Source organism: Aeribacillus sp. FSL K6-8210, from assembly GCF_037963925.1.
Lineage (GTDB): Bacteria > Bacillota > Bacilli > Bacillales > Aeribacillaceae > Aeribacillus > Aeribacillus composti.
The window spans coordinates 395001-414806 of the sequence record NZ_CP150172.1; the positions used below are offsets into that span (position 1 = coordinate 395001).

Here is a 19806-nt window from a genome sequence, read left to right on the forward strand (position 1 = left end):
TGTTGTCGGAATAGGTGACGATGCCGCAGTTTACACACCGAATAAAGGTTTTCAGCAAATAGTCTGCACAGACACAATGGTCGAAGGGGTTCATTTTTTACGTAAAACAATGGAGCCTTTTGATATCGGCTTTAAATGTTTGGCAGTGAACATTAGTGATATTGCCGCAATGGGCGGGATTCCAAAGTATTTTTTAGTTTCCATTGCGATTCCCTCTCGATGGCACGAGAAAGACTTACAATCTATATACAAAGGAATGGCAGATGCCGCAGAAAAATATAAAGTGGATTTAATCGGTGGAGATACTGTTTCTATTGCTGATCACCTCGTCATCACCGTCACCTTGATTGGAGAAGTTGAACGCGGGAAAGCCCAATTGAGAAGCTCAGCAAGACCGGGGGATGTGGTTTTTGTTACGGGTACTCTGGGGGATTCAGCTGCTGGATTGCACCTTCTATTAAACGATGAGTTCAATTTGCCGGAGGAAGATTATCAATATTTAGTATCTCGCCATAGACGTCCGAAGCCGCAAGTAAAAGCGGGCAGGATTATTTCTGAAGTGGATCGGGCGAGCCTTAATGATATTAGTGACGGTATTGCAAGCGAATTGAATGAGATAGCTGACATGAGCAACGTACAAATCGTCGTACATAAAGATCTTCTTCCATTAAGTGATTCAATACAATTATTGCCGTTAGAAAAGCAATTTGAGTGGGCTATCACTGGAGGAGAAGATTTTGAACTGGTAGGAACGACTTCTAAACATTCCTTTGAAGTATTGAAAAAAAAATGCGAGCAAGAAGGAATACGCATAACGAAGATCGGAGAAGTATTTGAAGGCAGCCCATCGGTTTATTTGCAAGAAAAAAATATTCGCAAACGGCTATTAAGCAAAGGCTACAATCATTTTAAAAAAGGTGATTCATTTGGATCAATTTGAAATAAAAACAACAAATCCTGAAGAGACAGGGAATATGGCGATGAAGCTGGCTCAGCACTTACAAGCGGGCGATGTGATTACGCTTGAAGGAGATCTTGGAGCAGGCAAAACTACATTTGTGAAAGGACTGGCAAAAGGTTTGGGCATTGGCAGAACAGTGAGCAGTCCTACTTTTACAATCATGAAGGAGTATACAGACGGCAGACTGCCGCTTTATCATATGGACGTTTATCGGATTGAAAATAGCGATGAGGATTTAGGGTTTGATGAGTTTTTTGATGGAGACGGTGTAACAGTTGTAGAGTGGGCGCATTATATAGAAGATCAACTGCCGGAGGAAAGACTGGATGTATTCATCCGTTACATTCAGGACAATACAAGATCTCTAATTTTTAGGCCGAAGGGAAAAAGATATATTAAGCTGTGTAAGGAGTTTTTTACTGATGACGGTATTAGCGATTGATACATCAAACGACTGTTTAGGCATTGCGTTAGTAGACGAAACTAAAATTATTGGCGAATATATGACGAACTTGAAAAAAAACCATTCTGTTCGTGCAATGCCGGCAGTTGATTATCTTTTGAAAGAGTGCCACGTTCAGCCCAGCGACTTAACAAAGATTGTGGTTGCCCAAGGTCCTGGCTCTTATACTGGTGTGCGAATCGGTGTAACAATTGCTAAGACGCTTGCATGGGCTAGAAACATTCCTTTAACGGGCGTTTCCAGTCTTGAAGTGCTTGCGCTGAACGGGCGTTTTTTTGACGGATTGATTTGCCCTTTATTTGATGCAAGAAGAGGACGAGTTTATACCGGGCTGTATGAATTTAAAGAAAACATACTTTGTGTGAAAGAAGACAGAAATATTCTGCTAGAAGATTGGTTGAATGAAATAAAACAGCTCAAAAAGCGGGTGCTCTTTTTAGGGAATGATGTTTCTCTTCATTTAGATCTGATCAAAGAAATAATGGGTGAGTTGGCAGTCATCGGGGATCCGTCATTGCACCAGCCGCGTCCGGGATTGCTAGGTTTGCTGGGAATGACTAGAGAAGCAGTCAATGTTCATCAGTTTGTGCCAAATTATTTAAGGTTAGCAGAGGCGGAAGCGAAATGGATCGAGCAGCAAAAAACGTCAACATGATTAATAATCAAGTAAATGTTCGAAAAATGACAGTTGAAGATATACATCGTGTTTATGAAATCGAACAGCTGTCATTTTCGGTTCCTTGGACAAAGGAATCATTTTATCGGGAATTGGTCCATAACCATTTTGCTACTTATTTAGTAATAGAATATGAAGGAAAAGTTGTAGGTTATTGCGGTTTATGGGTGATTGTTGATGATGGGCAGATTACCAATATTGCTATTTCTCCAGCGTATCGGGGAAAAAAGCTGGGAGAGACCCTGCTTAGAAGCGTTTTAAACGTAGCAAAAGAAAAAGGAGCCAAAACCGTTACATTAGAAGTCCGAGTTTCGAATACTGTTGCGCAATCATTATATAAGAAATTGAATTTTGAACCAATCGGAATCCGGGAAAACTATTATACGGATAACCAAGAAGATGCGATATTAATGCAGGTGAATTTATAATGAAAGATCGATTAATTTTAGGAATTGAAACAAGCTGTGATGAAACAGCAGCTGCCATTGTGAAAAACGGAAAAGAAATTGTTGCACAAGTCGTTGCTTCCCAAATTGAAAGCCATAAACGTTTTGGCGGAGTCGTTCCAGAAATCGCTTCACGCCATCATGTCGAGCAAATTACTCTCGTATTAGAAGAAACGTTAAAACAGGCGAATCTTTCGTATCACGATTTGAACGCCATAGCCGTGACAGAAGGACCGGGGCTGGTTGGTGCATTATTGATTGGAGTCAATGCCGCAAAGGCTTTAGCTTTTGCGTATGATCTTCCACTAATCGGAGTACATCATATTGCAGGACACATTTATGCGAACCGTCTTGTGAAAGAATTTTCTTTCCCGCTGATTGCATTAGTTGTTTCCGGCGGCCATACAGAGCTTGTCTATATGAAGGAGCACGGTTGTTTTGAGGTGATTGGGGAAACACTTGATGATGCAGCAGGAGAGGCTTATGATAAAGTAGCGCGAACATTAAACCTGCCTTATCCGGGCGGGCCTCATATCGACAGGCTAGCACATGAAGGAACTGCTTCCATTGATTTGCCGCGAGCATGGCTTGAAGAAGGCTCGTTTCATTTTAGTTTCAGCGGGCTGAAGTCAGCGGTGATTAACACTCTTCATAACGCGGCGCAAAGAGGGATCACGATAGATCCGAAAGATATGGCTGCAAGTTTTCAGCAAAGTGTTGTAGAAGTTTTAGTGGAAAAAACTGTTCGTGCCAGTGAGAAGTATCAAGCTAAGCAAGTTCTTTTATCAGGCGGAGTAGCGGCGAATAAAGGATTAAGAACTGCTATGGAGGAAGCATTCAAAAAGAAAAAAGGGATCGACCTCGTCATTCCACCATTGTCCTTATGCACAGATAATGCGGCCATGATTGCAGCTTTCGCTGATGTACTTTATGAAAAAGGAATTTTCGGTGATTATCGTATGAATGCTCATCCTGGATTGGAATTAACGTCATATATATAGAGGCAAAATAGGGTCGAATGAACAGCGGCCCTATTTTTTTGTTTTAACCACAGGTTATCCACAAAGAAAAGCTTCATTTTGGATAAATAAGACGAAACATTGAAATAGAAGAAGAAAAAACAAGGTGAAACATGTGGATAACTAAAGGGGTTTGTTGTGGATAATGTGAACAAATAAGAAAAATATTATAAGGTAAGGAACTAATGATGTGGATAACTGTTTGAGAGAAACATGCTGAAGGAAACAAAATAAATAAAAAACCGGCATGAGCCGGTTATTCAGAAAGAAGTGATTCCCATTCCTCCATCAGTTGATCTAGTTGTTCCGTTAACATGACATTTTGATCATGAAGTTTTTGAGCTTTTTCATGATCTTGGTATATATTTGGATCGCAAAGCATTTCATTGTTTTCAGCGATCGCTTCTTCAATTTCTGCTATTTTGTTTTCAAGTTCTTCAATGCGGCGCTGTCTTTGCCGTTCCTTTTTTTTCAATATTTTTTCTTGTTCATAAGATAATTTTCCTTGTTTTTGCTCTTTGGTTTCGATAGTTGGTTCTTTCAACTGTTCAAGCTCGATCATCTCCGCTTTTTTTGCAATGTAATAATCATAGTCCCCGATATATTCGGCAATGCCTTCTGTGGATAATTCAAAAATTTTGGTCGCGATTTTGTTGATAAAATAACGATCATGCGAAACAAACAAGATTGTTCCAGGAAAATTTATCAGAGCGTTTTCCAATACTTCTTTGCTGTCGAGATCCAGATGATTCGTAGGTTCATCCATGATGAGAAAGTTAGCTTTTTTTAGCATTAATTTCGCTAAAGCGAGCCGAGCTTTTTCTCCTCCGCTTAAAGACGAGACGGTTTTCAGCACTTCATCTCCGGAAAAAAGAAAATTCCCTAAAACCGTTCGGATTTCTTTTTCTGTTTTTTCGGGATAGTCATCCCACAATTCATCTAAAACCCGTTTAGATGAAGACAAATCCGCTTGTTCCTGGTCATAATATCCGATTTGGACATTAGATCCAAACTGAATTTTTCCGCTCAGCGGCTTTAAGCGGTTGATGATCGTTTTTAATAAGGTAGATTTTCCAACTCCGTTTGGCCCTATTAAGGCAATTGAGTCCTTCCTGTTGATCGAAAAGTTAATATTTTTCACGATCGGAGTTTTTTGATCGTAGGAAAGGGACAAATCAATGGCTTTTAACACGTCATTGCCGCTTTGCTTTTCGATTTCGAAGGAAAAGCTGGCTGACTTCTCGTCCCCAGCGGGTCTGTCCAGTATTTCCATTTTCTCAAGCATTTTCCTTCTGCTTTGCGCACGTTTCGTTGTCGATGCTCTTGCTAAGTTTCGTTGAATAAAATCTTTCATCCGCGCGATTTCTTCTTGCTGTTTTTCAAATTGTTTTAATTCCCTTTCGTACGCTTCCGCTTTTTGTTTTAAATAAGCGCTGTAATTCCCAACATACTTCGTACAAACTGTTCGTGATATTTCATAAACAGTGTTGACAACGCGATCTAAAAAGTACCGGTCGTGGGAAACAATTAGAACCGCTCCATTATAATGCTGTAAATATTGTTCGAGCCAGTTTAATGTTTCCATGTCAAGATGGTTTGTCGGCTCGTCGAGTATGAGCAGATCCGGTTTTTTCAACAGGAGCTTTCCGAGTGCTAACCGGGTTTTTTGTCCTCCGCTCAAAACCGAAATTTTAGTTGAATAGTCGTAATCAGCAAACCCTAATCCATGCAGCACAGAACGGATATCCGCCTCATATTGATATCCGCCATTTTCTTTATATAAATGTTGGAGTGAATCATATTCCTTCATTAAGCTTTGCAAAGCATGAGAATCTCCAGCTGAGGAGATAGCTGCCATTTTTTGTTCAATATTTCGCAGCTCAGCTTCGATGTTCCGCAGCTCTTCAAAAACGGTTAGCATTTCATCCCATATCGACTTAGTTGATTCTAATCCTGTGTTTTGTGCCAGATAGCCGATTGTTAAATCTTTTGGCTTCACAATTTCACCAGAATCAAAGGGCATTTCACCGGCAATGATTTTCAATAATGTTGATTTTCCGGCTCCATTGCGGCCTACAACGGCGATTTTATCTCCTGTTTGGATTTCCAGCTTAATATTCGATAAAATAAGGTCAGCACCATAATATTTTGTGATTTTGTTTAACTGCAATAAAATCATCCATAGTTCACCTCAATCTTTGCTAGAATAAGTGTAGCCTATATATTTGACTGCAGGCAACTGACCTGATGAACAAAAGGACAAGAAATTGTAACAATCGTTCAAAAGACACGAATAAAAAAATAGTGTATAGTTTTTATATAAGGAGAGTTTGGAGAAAAAACAAATAAAAAGAAATGTAGACGGAGAAGAAGATCAGGATGGAAGCGTTATCAGTCTGATATTGTTTCATACAGGCGAGCAGCCGCTTGCTAGAAAACATAGCTAAAAACAAAATTAGTCAGGTTGTTTTGGATTGCGAGGGATGAGCATTGAATCAAGATCAATCTAAGATACCGCAAGCAACTGCAAAAAGATTACCTCTATATTATCGGTTTTTGCAAAATTTACATGCCTCGGGAAAACAACGTGTTTCCTCTCAAGAACTGAGTGAAGCAGTCAAAGTAGATTCTGCGACAATTAGAAGGGACTTTTCATATTTCGGAGCGCTGGGCAAAAAAGGTTATGGATATAATGTCAATTATTTGTTATCATTTTTTAGAAAGACGCTTGACCAAGATGAGTTGACCAAAGTTGCCCTCATTGGCGTCGGAAATTTGGGAACAGCTTTTTTAAATTACAATTTTACAAAAAATAACAACACGCAAATTGTTATTGCATTTGACATTAATAAACGAAAAGTAGGAATGAAAATTGGTGGAGTTCCAATTTATCATTTGGATCAGCTAGAAAGTGAATTGCCTGATGATGTGCCTGTTGCGATATTAACGGTCCCGGCAACCGCCGCTCAAGGAATAACGGATCGGTTAGTGGAAAAAGGCATAAAAGGCATTTTAAATTTTACGCCGGCTCGCTTAAATGTTCCGGATAAAATTCGGATTCATCATATCGATCTATCTGTTGAACTTCAGGCTCTTGCATATTTTTTAAAACATTATTCGAATGAAGATTGAAGGAGCGATATTAAATGCCAACAATTGGAATTGGAAGCTTGCTGTTGATTGTATTTGCAGCTCTGCTTGTTTTCGGGCCGAAAAAACTTCCTGAGCTTGGAAAAGCTATAGGAGAATCATTAAAGGAGTTTAAAAGTGCCACGAAGGGCTTAGCAGACGATGATGAAGAAAACAAGAAAAATGAATAGCAAGAAGAATGGATGAATAATGATGAGCGAAAAAAAAATGTCCGTGTTGGAGCATATAGCGGAGCTTAGAAAACGGCTGATTATTGTAGTCGTTTTCTTTTTCGTTGCTATGATTACTGGCTTTTTCATAGCGAAGCCAATTATTGTTTTTTTACAGCAAACTGATGAAGCAAAGCAATTCGCCTTAAATGCTTTTCGTCCTGCAGATCCATTGATCGTTTATATGCAGTTTACATTTATTATTGCTTTAATTCTAACTTTCCCTGTTTTATTGTACCAGCTTTGGGCGTTTATCAGCCCAGGACTGTATGAAAAAGAAAGGCGGGTCACATTAAGCTATATACCGTTGTCGGTTGCTTTATTTCTTTTAGGTATAAGCTTCTCTTATTTTATTTTGTTTCCTTTTGTCATCGATTTTATGGGGCGGCTTTCCAATGATTTAAACATTCAACAAATGATAGGAATAAATGAATACTTTCGTTTCCTGCTGCAGTTAACATTGCCTTTCGGACTGTTGTTTCAGCTTCCCGTTGTCATTATGTTTTTAACAAGACTCGGGATCATCAATCCGGCGTTTTTGGTAAAGGTTAGAAAATATGCGTATTTTGTATTGCTTGTTATCGCAGCGATCATTACGCCGCCTGAAATTGTGTCGCATTTAATGGTCACGATTCCGCTATTCATTTTGTATGAAATAAGTATCATTGTTTCAAGATTTGCTTACAAAAAAGCACAGTCTTCTCAAATAAAAGAATCAGATCAAAAGTAAAACCGATGGGCTGTTATAAACATATCCCTGTCAAGTAGACAGTATAGGCTTTTTTCCTACTGTCTACACAAGAGGGATAATATCATTACACCTCATCGGTTGTTTTTTGCTTTCCGAATTTTATATGAGAAAGTGAACATGCGGATGGAAACAGCAAAATCAAACGTGGCTAAAATCATTAAAATCATATTTGTAGCTGTCCACATACCATTTTCAGCATGATGAATTGCTAAATATGTAAATAGAACTCCCATGATAAAATAGAAGAGTCCCATGGAAACGGGATGAAAATTCATAATCTTAGCTGCCTCCAATAATGATTTGTATTTGTTCCATTTGCTTCATCATGTTTTCAATCTCATCATGATAAATTGTTTGAATGATGACTACGATTGTATTCATCATTGTATGGGCAAAAATAGGGACTAATATGCGTTTTGTTTTATAATATAAAAAAGCGAACGTAAATCCCATTGCTGTATAACGCAATAAAAGTTCAGGCTCCCCATGCACGATGCCGAATAATAGCGAACTGACAAGCGCGCCGATCCAAAAATTCGTTTTTTGATAAATCACCCCGAAAATAATTTTTCGGAAGATAATTTCTTCAAGAATCGGTCCTATTATTGATGTGACAATAATCAAATAAGGCGTTGCTTCAATTAAATCCATAATAACTTGAGTATTTTCCGACATCGGATTAACTTTAAGTACATATATTTCAATATTGCCAACGATTGTTTGAATGAAAAAAGCTAAAAAAACTCCGAAAACAGCCCATATGGCAGATTCGCCGAAAGAAGCTTTTTCAATCCGGACATTATTTTTTCGTTCATGACGAAGGAGAAATAAAATAATGACAAACGCAGCAGTAAAACTTGTAATCGACCAATATGCTTGCGCTTGAAAAAGTCCTGCATTGAGATTTCCATCGACGCCAACACCCAGTTCATAAAAAAGGGGAACTCCAATATAGGATGAGAGCTGCATAATGATGTACGTAATGATGATCCACCAATATTGCTTTTTCACGAATAGTTCTCCTTTATAAAAGATTCATATGACTATTTTAACACACAATGGTTTTAAGAAAGAAAAACAATTTTGACAAGGTAAGCACTTAATGGAGGATGTTAAAATTTTTTTAAAAGAGACTTGAAAAATAGAGGAGGTTTCTTTAATATAATAATTGGTGTTAGCACTCGATAGCAATGAGTGCTAATAATGAATAAGGAATAAATTTTGAAAATCTCAAAAGATATTTGAGGAGGTTGTTTCCCTTGTTAAAGCCATTAGGTGATCGCGTTGTAATTGAACTTGTTGAAACAGAAGAAAAAACAGCAAGCGGCATCGTATTGCCTGACACAGCTAAAGAAAAACCTCAAGAAGGTAAAGTAGTAGCAGTTGGTACTGGTCGTGTATTAGACAGCGGTGAACGTGTTGCAGTTGAAGTTGCTGTTGGCGATCGCATTATCTTCTCAAAATACGCCGGCACAGAAGTAAAATATGACGGCAAAGAATACTTAATTTTGCGTGAAAGCGACATTTTGGCTGTGATCGGCTAATAGAGACAGCCCAATATCATAGACAATTTAAATTTTGAGGAGGTTTTCGCAACATGGCAAAAGAAATTAAATTCAGTGAAGAAGCACGTCGTGCAATGCTGCGTGGTGTGGATAAATTAGCAGATGCGGTTAAAGTTACTTTAGGACCAAAAGGCCGTAACGTTGTTCTTGAGAAAAAATTCGGTTCTCCGTTAATTACAAACGATGGCGTTACGATTGCAAAAGAAATTGAATTAGAAGATCCATTTGAAAACATGGGTGCAAAATTAGTTGCAGAAGTTGCTAGCAAAACAAACGATGTTGCTGGGGACGGTACAACTACTGCAACAGTTTTAGCTCAAGCAATGATCCGCGAAGGACTTAAAAACGTAACAGCTGGCGCAAACCCAATGGGTGTGCGTAAAGGAATTGAAAAAGCAGTTGCTACAGCTGTTGAAGAATTAAAAGCAATTTCTAAACCAATTGAAGGAAAAGAATCAATTGCTCAAGTTGCTGCTATTTCTGCTGCGGATGATGAAGTAGGTAAATTAATTGCTGAAGCAATGGAACGTGTTGGTAACGATGGCGTTATCACTATTGAAGAATCTAAAGGTTTCACTACTGAGCTTGACGTTGTAGAAGGAATGCAGTTTGACCGCGGATATGCTTCTCCATACATGGTAACAGATTCTGATAAAATGGAAGCTGTTCTTGAAAATCCATACATTTTAATTACTGACAAGAAAATCTCTAACATCCAAGAAATCTTGCCAGTTCTTGAGCAAGTTGTACAACAAGGCAAACCTTTATTAATCATTGCTGAAGATGTTGAAGGCGAAGCTTTAGCAACATTAGTTGTGAACAAACTTCGCGGTACATTTAATGCTGTAGCTGTAAAAGCTCCTGGATTCGGTGACCGCCGCAAAGCAATGTTAGAAGATATCGCCATTTTAACAGATGGTGAAGTTATTACAGAAGATTTAGGTTTAGATCTTAAGAGCGCTACTATTTCTCAATTAGGCCGCGCTGCAAAAGTTGTTGTAACGAAAGAAACAACTACAATTGTTGAAGGCGCAGGCGCAAGCGACAAAATTGCAGCTCGCGTAAATCAAATTAAAGCTCAATTGGAAGAAACAACTTCTGAATTTGATAAAGAAAAACTTCAAGAGCGCTTAGCAAAATTAGCTGGCGGCGTAGCAGTTATCAAAGTTGGTGCCGCTACTGAAACAGAATTGAAAGAACGTAAACTTCGCATCGAAGACGCTCTTAACTCCACTCGTGCAGCAGTGGAAGAAGGAATTGTCTCCGGTGGTGGTACAGCTCTAGTTAACGTTTACAAAAAAGTTGCTGAAATTGAAGCAGAAGGCGACGTTCAAACTGGTGTAAACATCGTTCTTCGCGCTTTAGAAGAGCCAGTTCGCCAAATCGCTCACAACGCTGGTTTAGAAGGCTCTGTTATCGTTGAACGCTTGAAAAAAGAAGAAGTTGGAATCGGCTTTAACGCTGCTACAGGCGAATGGGTGAACATGATCGAAGCTGGTATCGTTGACCCAACAAAAGTAACTCGTTCTGCTCTTCAAAACGCAGCATCCGTTGCCGCTATGTTCTTAACAACTGAAGCAGTTGTTGCTGACAAACCAGAAGAAAACAAAGGTAACGGCAACCCAGGCATGCCTGACATGGGCGGAATGATGTAATAATTGCAGTGAACTAGTCACAGAAACAAATATATTCAATCGTAAGGACTACTTCCTATAAAAAGGAGGTAGTCCTTTTTTGTTGCTCAAATTTGCATATCAAGATTTTTTAGAAGATCGGAAATTCAAAAACACAACAAAAGCGAACATAAGAAATTATGAAACGCTTCTAGGTGAATTTATCAACTATTGATTGATGGTCAATATGCTTATAAGGAAGAAGAACTTTTTAAGCCGAATGAGGATATTTTAAAGAAATTTAATTATGATGAAAAAGCTGCACATGCCTACATAGACGAACAATGGAAAAAGAATGTGATTGAGTTTTTTAATGATAAACCTGAATATGCGGAAATGTATATGCATTACATAATTAATTTTAGGCAGTATAAAGAAGTTCCTTTTGATGATGATTTTTACCGTTATTGTACTTTGAAGTTGTTGCAGCAAGGCGATTGGATAGAGTTTGAGATTAAGAAGGTAATATAATCAATTAGAAAGGTGAATTGAATGAAAAAAATTGAAATTCCTAGTTTATTTAAATGTACTAAATGTGGTTTAAAAATCCCGTATGAGAAAGCTGGAGAAATGGAATGTGGACAGTGTTCGTTTGAGGATTGGGAGAATGGCTTTAAGGATAAACATGCTGTTTTTAGTGATTATTGTGATGCCGGGCAAGAAATATTTGATACATACGAGGAAGCAAAGGCAGAATTTGAACGAAGAAAAAATGATGAAAACGAAAATGGTGTAGATGTTTGCTTATGCAAGGTAATTGAAGAATATCATGCTAAGTGAAAGGGAATAAATCAAATGTTTAAAATGATAGATCACAAAAAGTTATCACAGCTATTATTTCTTTGATGTGGTGTACTGTATTTGCGGCTTTAGCGTGTGGAATTGCTTGGTTGATTGAAACGCTATTTAAAGTAAATGTTAATTATTATGTAGCTGGTGGAATTGGCGTGTTTATTTATGTGTTATTGTTTTTGATTGCGTTGAACCAATATTTGTTTATGAAGAAATTTAGTAATGAGATTGAAAAGAATTGGTGATGAAAACTACATTCTGGGAATGTGGTTTTTTATTTTTTCTTTTTGGACTCGTAGCTCAACGGTTAGAGCAGCCAGTTTGAATACTGTGCGGTTTGCAGGTTCGAATCCTGCCGAGTTCACCGTAAAATGTGTTTTCTCTTGTCGAAGTTACTAGGAAATTCCTCCTATCATTCTCGAAATATGGTAAAATATAGAGAAGATTGGAGGATGATAGAATGAGTATTGAAGAAAAAATGTCAAAACTTGTTAAGGAAGTTCAAGATCTAAAACCAAAAATGAAAGAAGAATACTTTCCTAAAGCAGAGGGGATTATAAAAAATATACCTATTGAATGCTCATTACATGAATTAGCAATTCAAAATCAAAAAAAAAAGAAATGCTAATCCTAATAAAATTCATCCTATTCAAGTTAAACGAGGTCAAATTTACAATGCTCTAATTGGAGAGAATATAGGTAGCGAACTCTGTGAAAATCATTTGGTCTTAATATTACAAAACGACACCGGAAATATGTTTGCTGATACCGTTAATGTATTAACGATTAAAGGTGATGGAAATAATATTAACGAAACGTTTCATGTCAAACTCACTAATAATGATATGTATTATGGCAAACTAGATAAAGATCCATCTAGAATAAATGTTACAGAAATACTAACAATTGATAAAGCTCGATTAGATAAAAGAGTAGGTAAGATAAAAAATGAATTATTCAAAGAAATAAATAAAAAAGTAAAAAATCAATTAGGTTTAAAATAAATCTATTGACAAACCCTTATATAATACTTTAAAATGGACTCATAAAATTTATTTAGCCTTAAACAAGGCAAATGGCTCAATCTTTTGAGTTTTGTTAGGGGGAGAAATTGTCTTCCCCAATTTCATTTAATAATCATATTTTTGTCAACAGTGCATAAAATATTTACACCATTTCAAAAAATTATTTAGTCACTTTAGTGACAATAGGCTTCCAAATGGAAGTTTTGTGTATCTTTGAAATGGGGCAGGAGTTTTGTCTCCTGCTTTTATCAGTCATTAAAGACCTCCTCAATAACCATATGGAGGTCTTTTTCGTTGTAAATTTTTTAAAAAAGAAGGAATTTTGTAATGCCCTATTGAATTATGCTAACGTATAATTCAATAGTTAATCAAAAAATTAATAAAAATTGTGTATAAGCATCCTTTTTTCAGGGTGCTTTTTTTATTTGGAGGGAAGAAGATGATAAAAGCCAGTGATTTGTTTGAAATAAAGACGGAAACAGTAAGTGAATCTGATTATAGTGTAACATTTGCTCATTATATAAAGCTAAAAGGAACAGATGAATGGCAGTACATTGGAGCAGTACAGTATTTTGCCAATGGCGATATTGATTTAGTGGTGATGCAATTTATCAGGAGGGAAGAAAATGAACGAAATAAAAATAAAGTAAGAAAATGTTACTTGAAATACTTTCTTAAATTAAATGAGAATCATTTGTTAATATTAAGAGTTCTTCGTGATATTTGTATTGCTAATGATTATAACCTTCGTCAAATTGTATCAGTACATGAAGATTATCGAAATAATAAAAAAGAATATGATTACCTTCATAAGAAGGGTTATATCGACCTTTATTGTGATACTGTGAATGAATCAAAGTAAGCGTAAAATAATCCCCACCTTTTAATGATAGGGATTAAATACTATTATTGTGATAAGTTATTAAAAACCCGACAATTCAAAGGAATTGTTTTGGACCAAGGAAGTAGTTGATCAAGCTCATCCATATTGCTTATATCCATATTGGGAAGCCTTTCAAATAAGTAGCGAAGATAATAAAATGGATTTAATTTATTCTCTTTTGCTGTCTCCACAATACTGTAAATGATTGAGCTGGCCTTAGCTCCTTTCGGAGTATTGCTAAAAATCCAGTTCTTCCTTCCGATCACAAATGGTTTAATGGATCGTTCACTTCGATTATTATCGATTTCTAATCGTCCATCCTCTAAAAATGCCACGAGTTTTTCCCATTGGTTGAGGCAGTATGTAATGGCTTGACCTAATAGACTCTTTGGTAAAACATTGCTTTTCTCTGTTTTTAGCCATGCTGAAAAAGCCTCCAACAATGGTTGGCTGTGTTTAAGTCGTTTTTTATATCGTTCTTCTGGTGTACATTCTTTCAAATCACGCTCGATGGCAAATAGCTGATTACAGAAATTGAGTCCTTCCCGAGCTGTGACTGCTGAATGACGTTTGGATTCAGGAAGTACGTTTAAAGCCTCATCGAACTTTCTGCGGGCATGAGCCCAACATCCAACTAATGTTACGCCGGATACCTTATGGTATCCTGCATATCCATCGACATGCAGGTATCCTTTAAACCCTTTTAGGAATTCTTTGGCATGTTCTCCTGCTCTAGTTTCCTGATAGTCATAAAGGACAAGTGGTGGATCCTCTCTTCCAGTCCGATAAAGCCACATGTAAGATTTCGATGTGCTTGACCTTCCAGGTTCATGTAAAACCTGAACAGTTGTTTCATCCGCATGTAGAATGTCTTTAGAGAGGAGATGCTCTTTCATTCGTTGATAAATTGGCGCAAGCCATTTTTCGGCACCATAAAGCATCCAATTGGCCATGGTTTGCCTGGATAAGATCACACCTAATCGTTTGAACTGTTGTTCTTGGCGATATAGAGGTAGCCCCTCTACATATTTTTGATTCATAATATATGCCATGCTTGACGGTGAAGCTAAACTTTTTGGATACACAGATTTTGGGGCAGGTGCTGTAACGATTGGTGTCTCTATTTCATTACGCTCACAATGACGGCATCCATAGACATATCGAACGTGTTTTAAAACTTTGACTTGAGCCGGAATAATCACTAATTCTTGTCGTACTTCTGTGCTCATTTCGTGTGTTTTTTCACCGCAACACGAACAGACCTGCTCTTCTTCGGGTAAACGATATTCAATCGTTTCCATAGGCAGGTTTTCAAACGTAGCTTGACGTTGACCACGTTTCTTTTTACGACGATATGTAATTGTTTCAACAGTTGGCTCTTCGGCTTTTACATTAGACTCTACCTCTGCTTCATTGAATAAAGGTAGTTCTAATTGATTAGGATTTGTTTTTTCGCTTGAAGAGCCAAATTTTCGTTTTTGACTAAGACGATACTGTTCTTCATACCATTGTAATTTCGCCGTCAATTCAACGATTTGCTGTTGAAGTTTTTCAATTAATTCAAATGGGTTTTGGGTAGGATTCTTTAAATTTTTCATCATGTAGTAATAATTCGACGGTTTTAGCTATTTTCCTCCAAGGTTTTTGTTAAAAGTAAAAAATTCATATAACTGTTCTAGCCTTTACTTCTGGGTGTGCTTTCTTTTGCTCCATTGCAAGACCATCCAATAACCAGCGTAATTGCCGATAACTAATTTGTATCGTTCCAGTGTCATTTTCATTTGGCCATTGAAATTTTCCTTTTTCCAATCGACGATAATAAAGCCAAAAACCATTATAGTCCCAGTGAAGAATTTTTAATTTATCTCGCTTTCGATTACAGAACACAAAATAGCTTGATGAAAAGGGATCTAAATCAAATCCCTCTTTCACCAAAGCAGCTAATCCATCAATGGATTTTCTCAAATCAGTACTTCCTTTTGCCAAGTAAACTCGTTCAGCTCTTGTACCAACTAACATGTTGATTTCAACGTCCTAACCACTTCTGAAAGAAAGGCCGGATCGAAACCAGGTTTTACTTCAATTGAAATCCCACTAATTTCAATCCGTAATGAATTTTCAACTGTTTGTGAATGATCTTCTAGGGTAACGGATGCCCATTTTGTAGACTTTCCTTGATTTTTTATTGGATTTTCAATTTTTCTTAACCAGTATTTAAACTGGTGAATACTCCATTGATTTTCCTTGCACCAGTTTACTTGAGTTTGACCGCTTTTACGATAGTCAGCGATTCGTTGTTCCCAAACCTTTCGTAATTCAGGATTCTTAGGCATAAAAAAACCTCCTTCAATTTCATCTTGAGGAGATTATCTCATGAAATTAGCACATCAAGAAGGTGTGCAAGATTTGACGCTTACTTTTCTGCAAACTTTTCTATAAGTTTGAAAAGCTTTGCTTTGTTTTTTAGTACAGCTCTAATAGCATCTTTGACAGGATTTTCAATGAGTAATTGAATCTTTGATGGTTGATTATCTATAGTATAAACAACAGATGAAGCTATTCCAGTGGGATTGGTATCATTTTCTTTAGTTTGAGGTGACTGGACAAAAGAAGTAGAGGCAGGGGCTAAAGAAGCAGTTACTATGAATCCTTTAGCTAGTCTATTGATGCTCATTTCCTCCCCTAATTAGTCGTATAATTAGTAGCAAACCAATGACCATGTATTTAGGTTACAACCTGTAATTGTTTGCTTTAGTATAAATTCCCACCTCCTCCTTGTTATCATTCTATCAACAGGAAAAATATAGGTGAATAGGAAAAAGGAACAATATTTATTTACATAATTTACACTCTTAAAAAAGTTCAAAAAGTGTAATTGCGGATAATAATGTATTTGTCATATCGGAGAAGTTTTAAGTATTAATAACAGAAACCATGTAAAAAACATAAAGATAACTTTTTAGAAAAAGTTTTCTAAGTGAAAAAACAATTACAGTAGAGGGAAAGATGGTAAAAGCCTTTTGCATCAATAAAATTATCTTTTTAAGGGTAAAACAGATAACAAAAAGGTAGCTAAATCCTTCTCTTAGCAGATAAGGAGAATTTACAATACCTATTTAGCCCCTAAATGAACTTGGACAATAAGAGTAAAAAATAATATACTGCTTAATGTACCAAGGAGGCTAAACAACATGACACGAACCAAACACTCCAAGGAGTTTAAATTACAAGTCATCAAAGAGGCACAGGAGACAGGCAATAACAGCCTTGTTGCCCGCCGTTATGAACTGAATTCCAACATGGTATCCCGTTGGGTGCGGGAATATAAAGATGGCAAATATGGTGATGTTGATGTCACTGTTTTGCCGGGCCTTGACCCGAAAGAAATATCCAAGGAAAATGAAAAGCTCAAAATATTGCTTGGTGAAAAAGACCTTGAAATCGCGATCTTACGCGACATGATAAAAAAGAAAAACCCTCACTTGCTGAAAAAATTGAAGTAGCCGACAACTGGATCCAAAAAGGCTATTCCATTTCCAAGGTGCTAAAGATTATAGGGATTGCTCGTTCCACCTACTATTATCAAAAGAGCTACCGCGTGGAAGAGAAAAAAGTGAGTGAGGGGCGTCCGGCACCAGGTTATTCCTTCACAGAAGACGGGCGAAAAGTATCAGACGAACAAATCAAAGAATTCCTGCTGGAGGAAATTGCAGGCGATGGCTTCAACTAGCAGGCATAATGCTTCTTTTTCGCGATATCCATGCCAACGACGAGCGTTTGATCGGTGACTTGATTAATCTTCTTGTTTGAGATAGAATTCATGTATAGTCCTCCTTGGTATCCAAATTAGGGGTCAATTCATCCGATTGACACCCCCGAATCATACCAAGAGGGCTTTTTTTATTCAAGTCCCCGAAAAAACTTCTAACAGGAATGCTCCTTTTATAGATTTATAAATAATCTTTACTTCGCTATTTCTTACTAATACGCAATAAATATGCATTAACTATTGTCATTATATGCCTTTATCGTAATCATCACAATATCTGTGCCAGAATACCTTAACCGTTTGACTTCTTCCTCTAACTCTTATATATGCTTGTTTTTAGCAACGATAAGGACATCTTTGCTTGCATCTGTCATTTCCCGTTTTAACTTGCATTCAGTATTGATATTTACTTATGTAAAAAAATAATAGATAGAGCATACACAAAATACCATGTAGCCTATCTATTATCATAGTTTAGATAAGAAATTCTGGATCGTTTTTTGATAATTTAGTTTTTTCAGAAGAAAGTTTGTTTAATAGTGATATGGAAGATTACAAAATACTTAAAAATACAGAAATTTGAATCAAATTTCAAAACGTATTGATTTATGTGGCTGCTTAAGCGGAGTGAATAACCAAATGGCGCTTTCGACGAAATCCATTGCTTTTAGTTAGCCCGCAAACGCTGTTCATTTGATTCCTATAAACTTGGTATGGAGTCCGTTTGAAAAACAAAAACATCCCCTTCCTGTATAACATTCATTTCTATATTCAGGCATGAGCTTTTGCAAAGAGGGGCAGGTGATAGGACTTTGCACGGCATACAGACCAGTCTATCACCACACCCGCCCCACAGGTTGAATATGATGCCACTGTACAAGGCTTTGATTGTATAAAAACTCAATGATTCACAAGTGATTTCAAAAGGTCTAAACAGGGATTAAAATGTTTTTGAAATCATATCAATCGAAATAAAACGACTTCTGTCAGGAGATTTCTTTATACTTGAACTTTCATTTCATCCCATTGTTTTAGTTGTCTTAAAGATTCTTTATAGTAATTGACCACCACATCTAAATAGTTTCCATGCTTAATCGGCGTAAATGGATTGGGTCCTTCTGCGACCATTTCCATTATAATCGGTCCTTTGAAACCAATTTCATCTAAAGCTTTTATTTGACCTCTAATATCAGAGTGTCCGTTACCTATAGCTTGCCTATTGGAATCAGCGACATGATAAACACCCAGCTTATTCCCTGCGTCCTTGATTGCCTGAATTGGACAAGCCTCCTCAATATTCATATGATATGCATCTAATAATATATAAAGGTTGTCGCTTTTTACTTCATTAATTAATGAAATCGCTTCCTTTGCTGTTAAGATTTGATGGTTCTCATACCGATTGAGTACTTCAAATACAACTTGAAGGCCAACTTCCTCCGCTTTATTTACAATCTCCTTCGTACTAGCTACAAGCAAATCCCAGTCTTTTGTTAAATCTCCGCATCCATGTATTTTCCCAACATCACCATGTAAGCAGATTCTGTTGGCGCCTAAATTTTTCGCCCAACTGATTAGGTCTAAAAAATATTGTACGGCACTAGCTCGAATATTTTCATCAGAACTGGAAATGTCTACATTTTCAGGTGTTACGGACAATACCTTCAAGTCATATTTTTTTAAAATCGCTGCTAACTCTTCCGGAGATTGTGACAAATCCCCTTGGACCTCCACTCCGTCAACACCAATCTCCTTGGATATTTTACATTTCTCTTCAAAATCTATATCTCCAAACGTCCATAAACAAAGACCATAATCTCTTTTCATATTATTTTCCCTCCGGCAAGTAGTAATTTATACAATTCTATTATTTATAGATTGTATCAAAATCTGAAATATTCTGAATACTATAAGTTGTAAGATTTTGAATCTGTTAAGCTTTCACAGATTCAATACTAGTTATTGCAATTTTGTTGAAACGGATCTAGTCCTATTATCTTAATTTTTCTTAGTTTTACAGTTGGCGGATCAAATATAATAGTAATTTCCGATTCAGAATCTATAACTTTAATTCCTTCTTCCATTCATTGTTTTGCAGCTTCAAACAGGTAAGTCCTCAGCTTGTTCTTTCTTCATTTACAAGATAGTCTAATTCTTCTTATATCAGATTTTCTGCTTCTTCCGGCCTATTATTTCATCTTTCTTTCCAATAGTTCATATTTCCTGTTTTACATGTAATAAAATTTACAATTAACCCTATATATGGTAATTGATAAATAAAGGGCATGTAAAAAAATTGTCGTCTCTTCATCATTTTCTGTAAACAATATCTTTTGCCACACTTGTTTTAATTACAGGAGAAGTATTTGAACCGGTAGGACTGCGGGTTCTGGTTCCAAATCTAGATCATGATGTGGCTGTTGC

25 protein-coding genes and 1 tRNA gene (1 of these 26 cut by a window edge) are annotated in these 19806 nt (G+C 36.8%); 18 read left to right on the forward strand and 8 right to left on the reverse strand.

Going from position 1 to position 19806, the window contains the following annotated elements; all coding sequences use genetic code 11:
* The 5 genes in view from thiL to tsaD are tightly spaced (each overlapping or abutting the next) and all read left to right on the forward strand, a layout consistent with a single transcriptional unit that may run on beyond the window.
* Positions 1–940: the 3' portion of a thiamine-phosphate kinase gene (gene thiL / locus NSQ41_RS02025; RefSeq protein WP_144598519.1), read on the forward strand. 68 nt of this gene lie to the left of the window's left edge; only the last 940 of its 1008 coding nucleotides appear in the window; its start codon lies off the left edge, out of view; its stop codon occupies positions 938–940.
* Positions 927–1403: a tRNA (adenosine(37)-N6)-threonylcarbamoyltransferase complex ATPase subunit type 1 TsaE gene (gene tsaE / locus NSQ41_RS02030; RefSeq protein WP_130158243.1), complete on the forward strand. Its 477-nt coding sequence runs from the start codon at positions 927–929 to the stop codon at positions 1401–1403. Before thiL ends, tsaE begins: the two co-directional genes overlap by 14 nt.
* Positions 1384–2079, forward strand: coding sequence for a tRNA (adenosine(37)-N6)-threonylcarbamoyltransferase complex dimerization subunit type 1 TsaB (tsaB, locus tag NSQ41_RS02035; protein WP_066248096.1), 696 nt, complete (start codon positions 1384–1386; stop codon positions 2077–2079). The genes tsaE and tsaB overlap by 20 nt, the downstream gene beginning before the upstream one ends.
* Positions 2049–2528, forward strand: a complete 480-nt coding sequence (gene rimI, locus NSQ41_RS02040; RefSeq protein ID WP_063388681.1) for a ribosomal protein S18-alanine N-acetyltransferase — start codon at positions 2049–2051, stop codon at positions 2526–2528. The genes tsaB and rimI overlap by 31 nt, the downstream gene beginning before the upstream one ends.
* The gene (gene tsaD / locus NSQ41_RS02045) at positions 2528–3547 is read left to right on the forward strand and encodes a tRNA (adenosine(37)-N6)-threonylcarbamoyltransferase complex transferase subunit TsaD (protein ID WP_130158245.1); all 1020 of its coding nucleotides are present in this window, start codon (positions 2528–2530) and stop codon (positions 3545–3547) included. Before rimI ends, tsaD begins: the two co-directional genes overlap by 1 nt.
* Before the next feature lie 274 nt (positions 3548–3821).
* Here tsaD and NSQ41_RS02050 read toward each other — a convergent pair whose 3' ends face one another.
* On the reverse strand, positions 3822–5744 hold the full coding sequence (locus NSQ41_RS02050; protein WP_144598516.1) for an ABC-F family ATP-binding cassette domain-containing protein: 1923 nt from the start codon (positions 5742–5744) through the stop codon (positions 3822–3824).
* Between the two features lie 311 nt (positions 5745–6055).
* Between NSQ41_RS02050 and NSQ41_RS02055 the strand changes: the two genes are divergently transcribed.
* The 3 genes from NSQ41_RS02055 to tatC are packed head-to-tail and all read left to right on the forward strand — an operon-like array spanning position 6056 to position 7654.
* Positions 6056–6697, forward strand: coding sequence for a redox-sensing transcriptional repressor Rex (locus tag NSQ41_RS02055; RefSeq protein ID WP_063388684.1), 642 nt, complete (start codon positions 6056–6058; stop codon positions 6695–6697).
* A 14-nt stretch (positions 6698–6711) separates the two neighbouring features.
* A complete protein-coding gene (locus NSQ41_RS02060) occupies positions 6712–6885 on the forward strand; it encodes a twin-arginine translocase TatA/TatE family subunit (RefSeq protein ID WP_063388685.1) in 174 nt (57 codons plus the stop codon).
* Positions 6886–6907: 22 nt separating this feature from the next.
* A complete protein-coding gene (tatC, locus tag NSQ41_RS02065; RefSeq protein ID WP_130158248.1) occupies positions 6908–7654 on the forward strand; it encodes a twin-arginine translocase subunit TatC in 747 nt (248 codons plus the stop codon).
* A gap of 92 nt (positions 7655–7746) precedes the next feature.
* Here tatC and NSQ41_RS02070 read toward each other — a convergent pair whose 3' ends face one another.
* Both NSQ41_RS02070 and NSQ41_RS02075 read right to left on the reverse strand, forming a co-directional pair.
* Complete coding sequence (locus NSQ41_RS02070) at positions 7747–7950, reverse strand: YdiK family protein (protein WP_063388687.1); 204 nt, start codon at positions 7948–7950, stop codon at positions 7747–7749.
* Between the two features lie 4 nt (positions 7951–7954).
* Positions 7955–8686 carry a type II CAAX endopeptidase family protein gene (locus NSQ41_RS02075; RefSeq protein ID WP_339198474.1) on the reverse strand — a complete coding sequence of 244 codons (732 nt, stop codon included), beginning with the start codon at positions 8684–8686 and terminating at the stop codon, positions 7955–7957.
* Between the two features lie 248 nt (positions 8687–8934).
* Here NSQ41_RS02075 and groES point away from each other — a divergent pair, with 248 nt between their 5' ends.
* The 8 genes from groES to NSQ41_RS02115 all read left to right on the forward strand — a co-directional run bounded on the left by groES (position 8935) and on the right by NSQ41_RS02115 (position 13592).
* Positions 8935–9219 carry a co-chaperone GroES gene (gene groES, locus NSQ41_RS02080; protein WP_063388689.1) on the forward strand — a complete coding sequence of 95 codons (285 nt, stop codon included), beginning with the start codon at positions 8935–8937 and terminating at the stop codon, positions 9217–9219.
* 53 nt (positions 9220–9272) lie between these two features.
* Complete coding sequence (gene groL, locus NSQ41_RS02085) at positions 9273–10895, forward strand: chaperonin GroEL (RefSeq protein WP_063388690.1); 1623 nt, start codon at positions 9273–9275, stop codon at positions 10893–10895.
* A gap of 189 nt (positions 10896–11084) precedes the next feature.
* On the forward strand, positions 11085–11384 hold the full coding sequence (locus NSQ41_RS02090) for a hypothetical protein (protein ID WP_339194060.1): 300 nt from the start codon (positions 11085–11087) through the stop codon (positions 11382–11384).
* A gap of 21 nt (positions 11385–11405) precedes the next feature.
* Positions 11406–11693 carry a hypothetical protein gene (locus tag NSQ41_RS02095; RefSeq protein ID WP_339198477.1) on the forward strand — a complete coding sequence of 96 codons (288 nt, stop codon included), beginning with the start codon at positions 11406–11408 and terminating at the stop codon, positions 11691–11693.
* 301 nt (positions 11694–11994) lie between these two features.
* Positions 11995–12069 (forward strand) — tRNA-OTHER (locus tag NSQ41_RS02100).
* 96 nt (positions 12070–12165) lie between these two features.
* Entirely contained in the window at positions 12166–12333 is a 168-nt protein-coding gene (locus NSQ41_RS02105) for a hypothetical protein (RefSeq protein ID WP_339194063.1), read from the forward strand.
* A 40-nt stretch (positions 12334–12373) separates the two neighbouring features.
* Positions 12374–12709: a type II toxin-antitoxin system PemK/MazF family toxin gene (locus tag NSQ41_RS02110; RefSeq protein ID WP_327864133.1), complete on the forward strand. Its 336-nt coding sequence runs from the start codon at positions 12374–12376 to the stop codon at positions 12707–12709.
* Between the two features lie 460 nt (positions 12710–13169).
* A complete protein-coding gene (locus NSQ41_RS02115; protein ID WP_339198480.1) occupies positions 13170–13592 on the forward strand; it encodes a hypothetical protein in 423 nt (140 codons plus the stop codon).
* A gap of 44 nt (positions 13593–13636) precedes the next feature.
* On the opposite strand, the gene NSQ41_RS02120 is transcribed toward NSQ41_RS02115, so the two are convergent.
* From NSQ41_RS02120 to NSQ41_RS02135, 4 genes are all read right to left on the reverse strand, one after another.
* Positions 13637–15214 (reverse strand): IS66 family transposase, encoded by a 1578-nt coding sequence (locus tag NSQ41_RS02120; RefSeq protein ID WP_274856739.1) that lies wholly within the window; start codon positions 15212–15214, stop codon positions 13637–13639.
* 61 nt (positions 15215–15275) lie between these two features.
* The gene (tnpB, locus tag NSQ41_RS02125; RefSeq protein WP_003352857.1) at positions 15276–15632 is read right to left on the reverse strand and encodes an IS66 family insertion sequence element accessory protein TnpB; all 357 of its coding nucleotides are present in this window, start codon (positions 15630–15632) and stop codon (positions 15276–15278) included.
* Complete coding sequence (locus tag NSQ41_RS02130; RefSeq protein ID WP_003352856.1) at positions 15626–15946, reverse strand: hypothetical protein; 321 nt, start codon at positions 15944–15946, stop codon at positions 15626–15628. The genes tnpB and NSQ41_RS02130 overlap by 7 nt, the downstream gene beginning before the upstream one ends.
* An 80-nt stretch (positions 15947–16026) precedes the next feature.
* Positions 16027–16287: a hypothetical protein gene (locus tag NSQ41_RS02135; RefSeq protein ID WP_339198482.1), complete on the reverse strand. Its 261-nt coding sequence runs from the start codon at positions 16285–16287 to the stop codon at positions 16027–16029.
* A gap of 517 nt (positions 16288–16804) precedes the next feature.
* On the opposite strand from NSQ41_RS02135, the gene NSQ41_RS02140 reads away from it, so the two are divergent.
* Positions 16805–17116, forward strand: a complete 312-nt coding sequence (locus NSQ41_RS02140; protein WP_339194083.1) for a transposase — start codon at positions 16805–16807, stop codon at positions 17114–17116.
* A gap of 95 nt (positions 17117–17211) precedes the next feature.
* The gene (locus NSQ41_RS02145) at positions 17212–17343 is read left to right on the forward strand and encodes a hypothetical protein (RefSeq protein WP_257790163.1); all 132 of its coding nucleotides are present in this window, start codon (positions 17212–17214) and stop codon (positions 17341–17343) included.
* Positions 17344–18381: 1038 nt separating this feature from the next.
* Here the strand turns inward: NSQ41_RS02145 and NSQ41_RS02150 are convergent.
* Positions 18382–19209, reverse strand: a complete 828-nt coding sequence (locus NSQ41_RS02150; RefSeq protein ID WP_094245009.1) for a sugar phosphate isomerase/epimerase family protein — start codon at positions 19207–19209, stop codon at positions 18382–18384.
* Positions 19210–19806 lie beyond the last annotated feature (597 nt).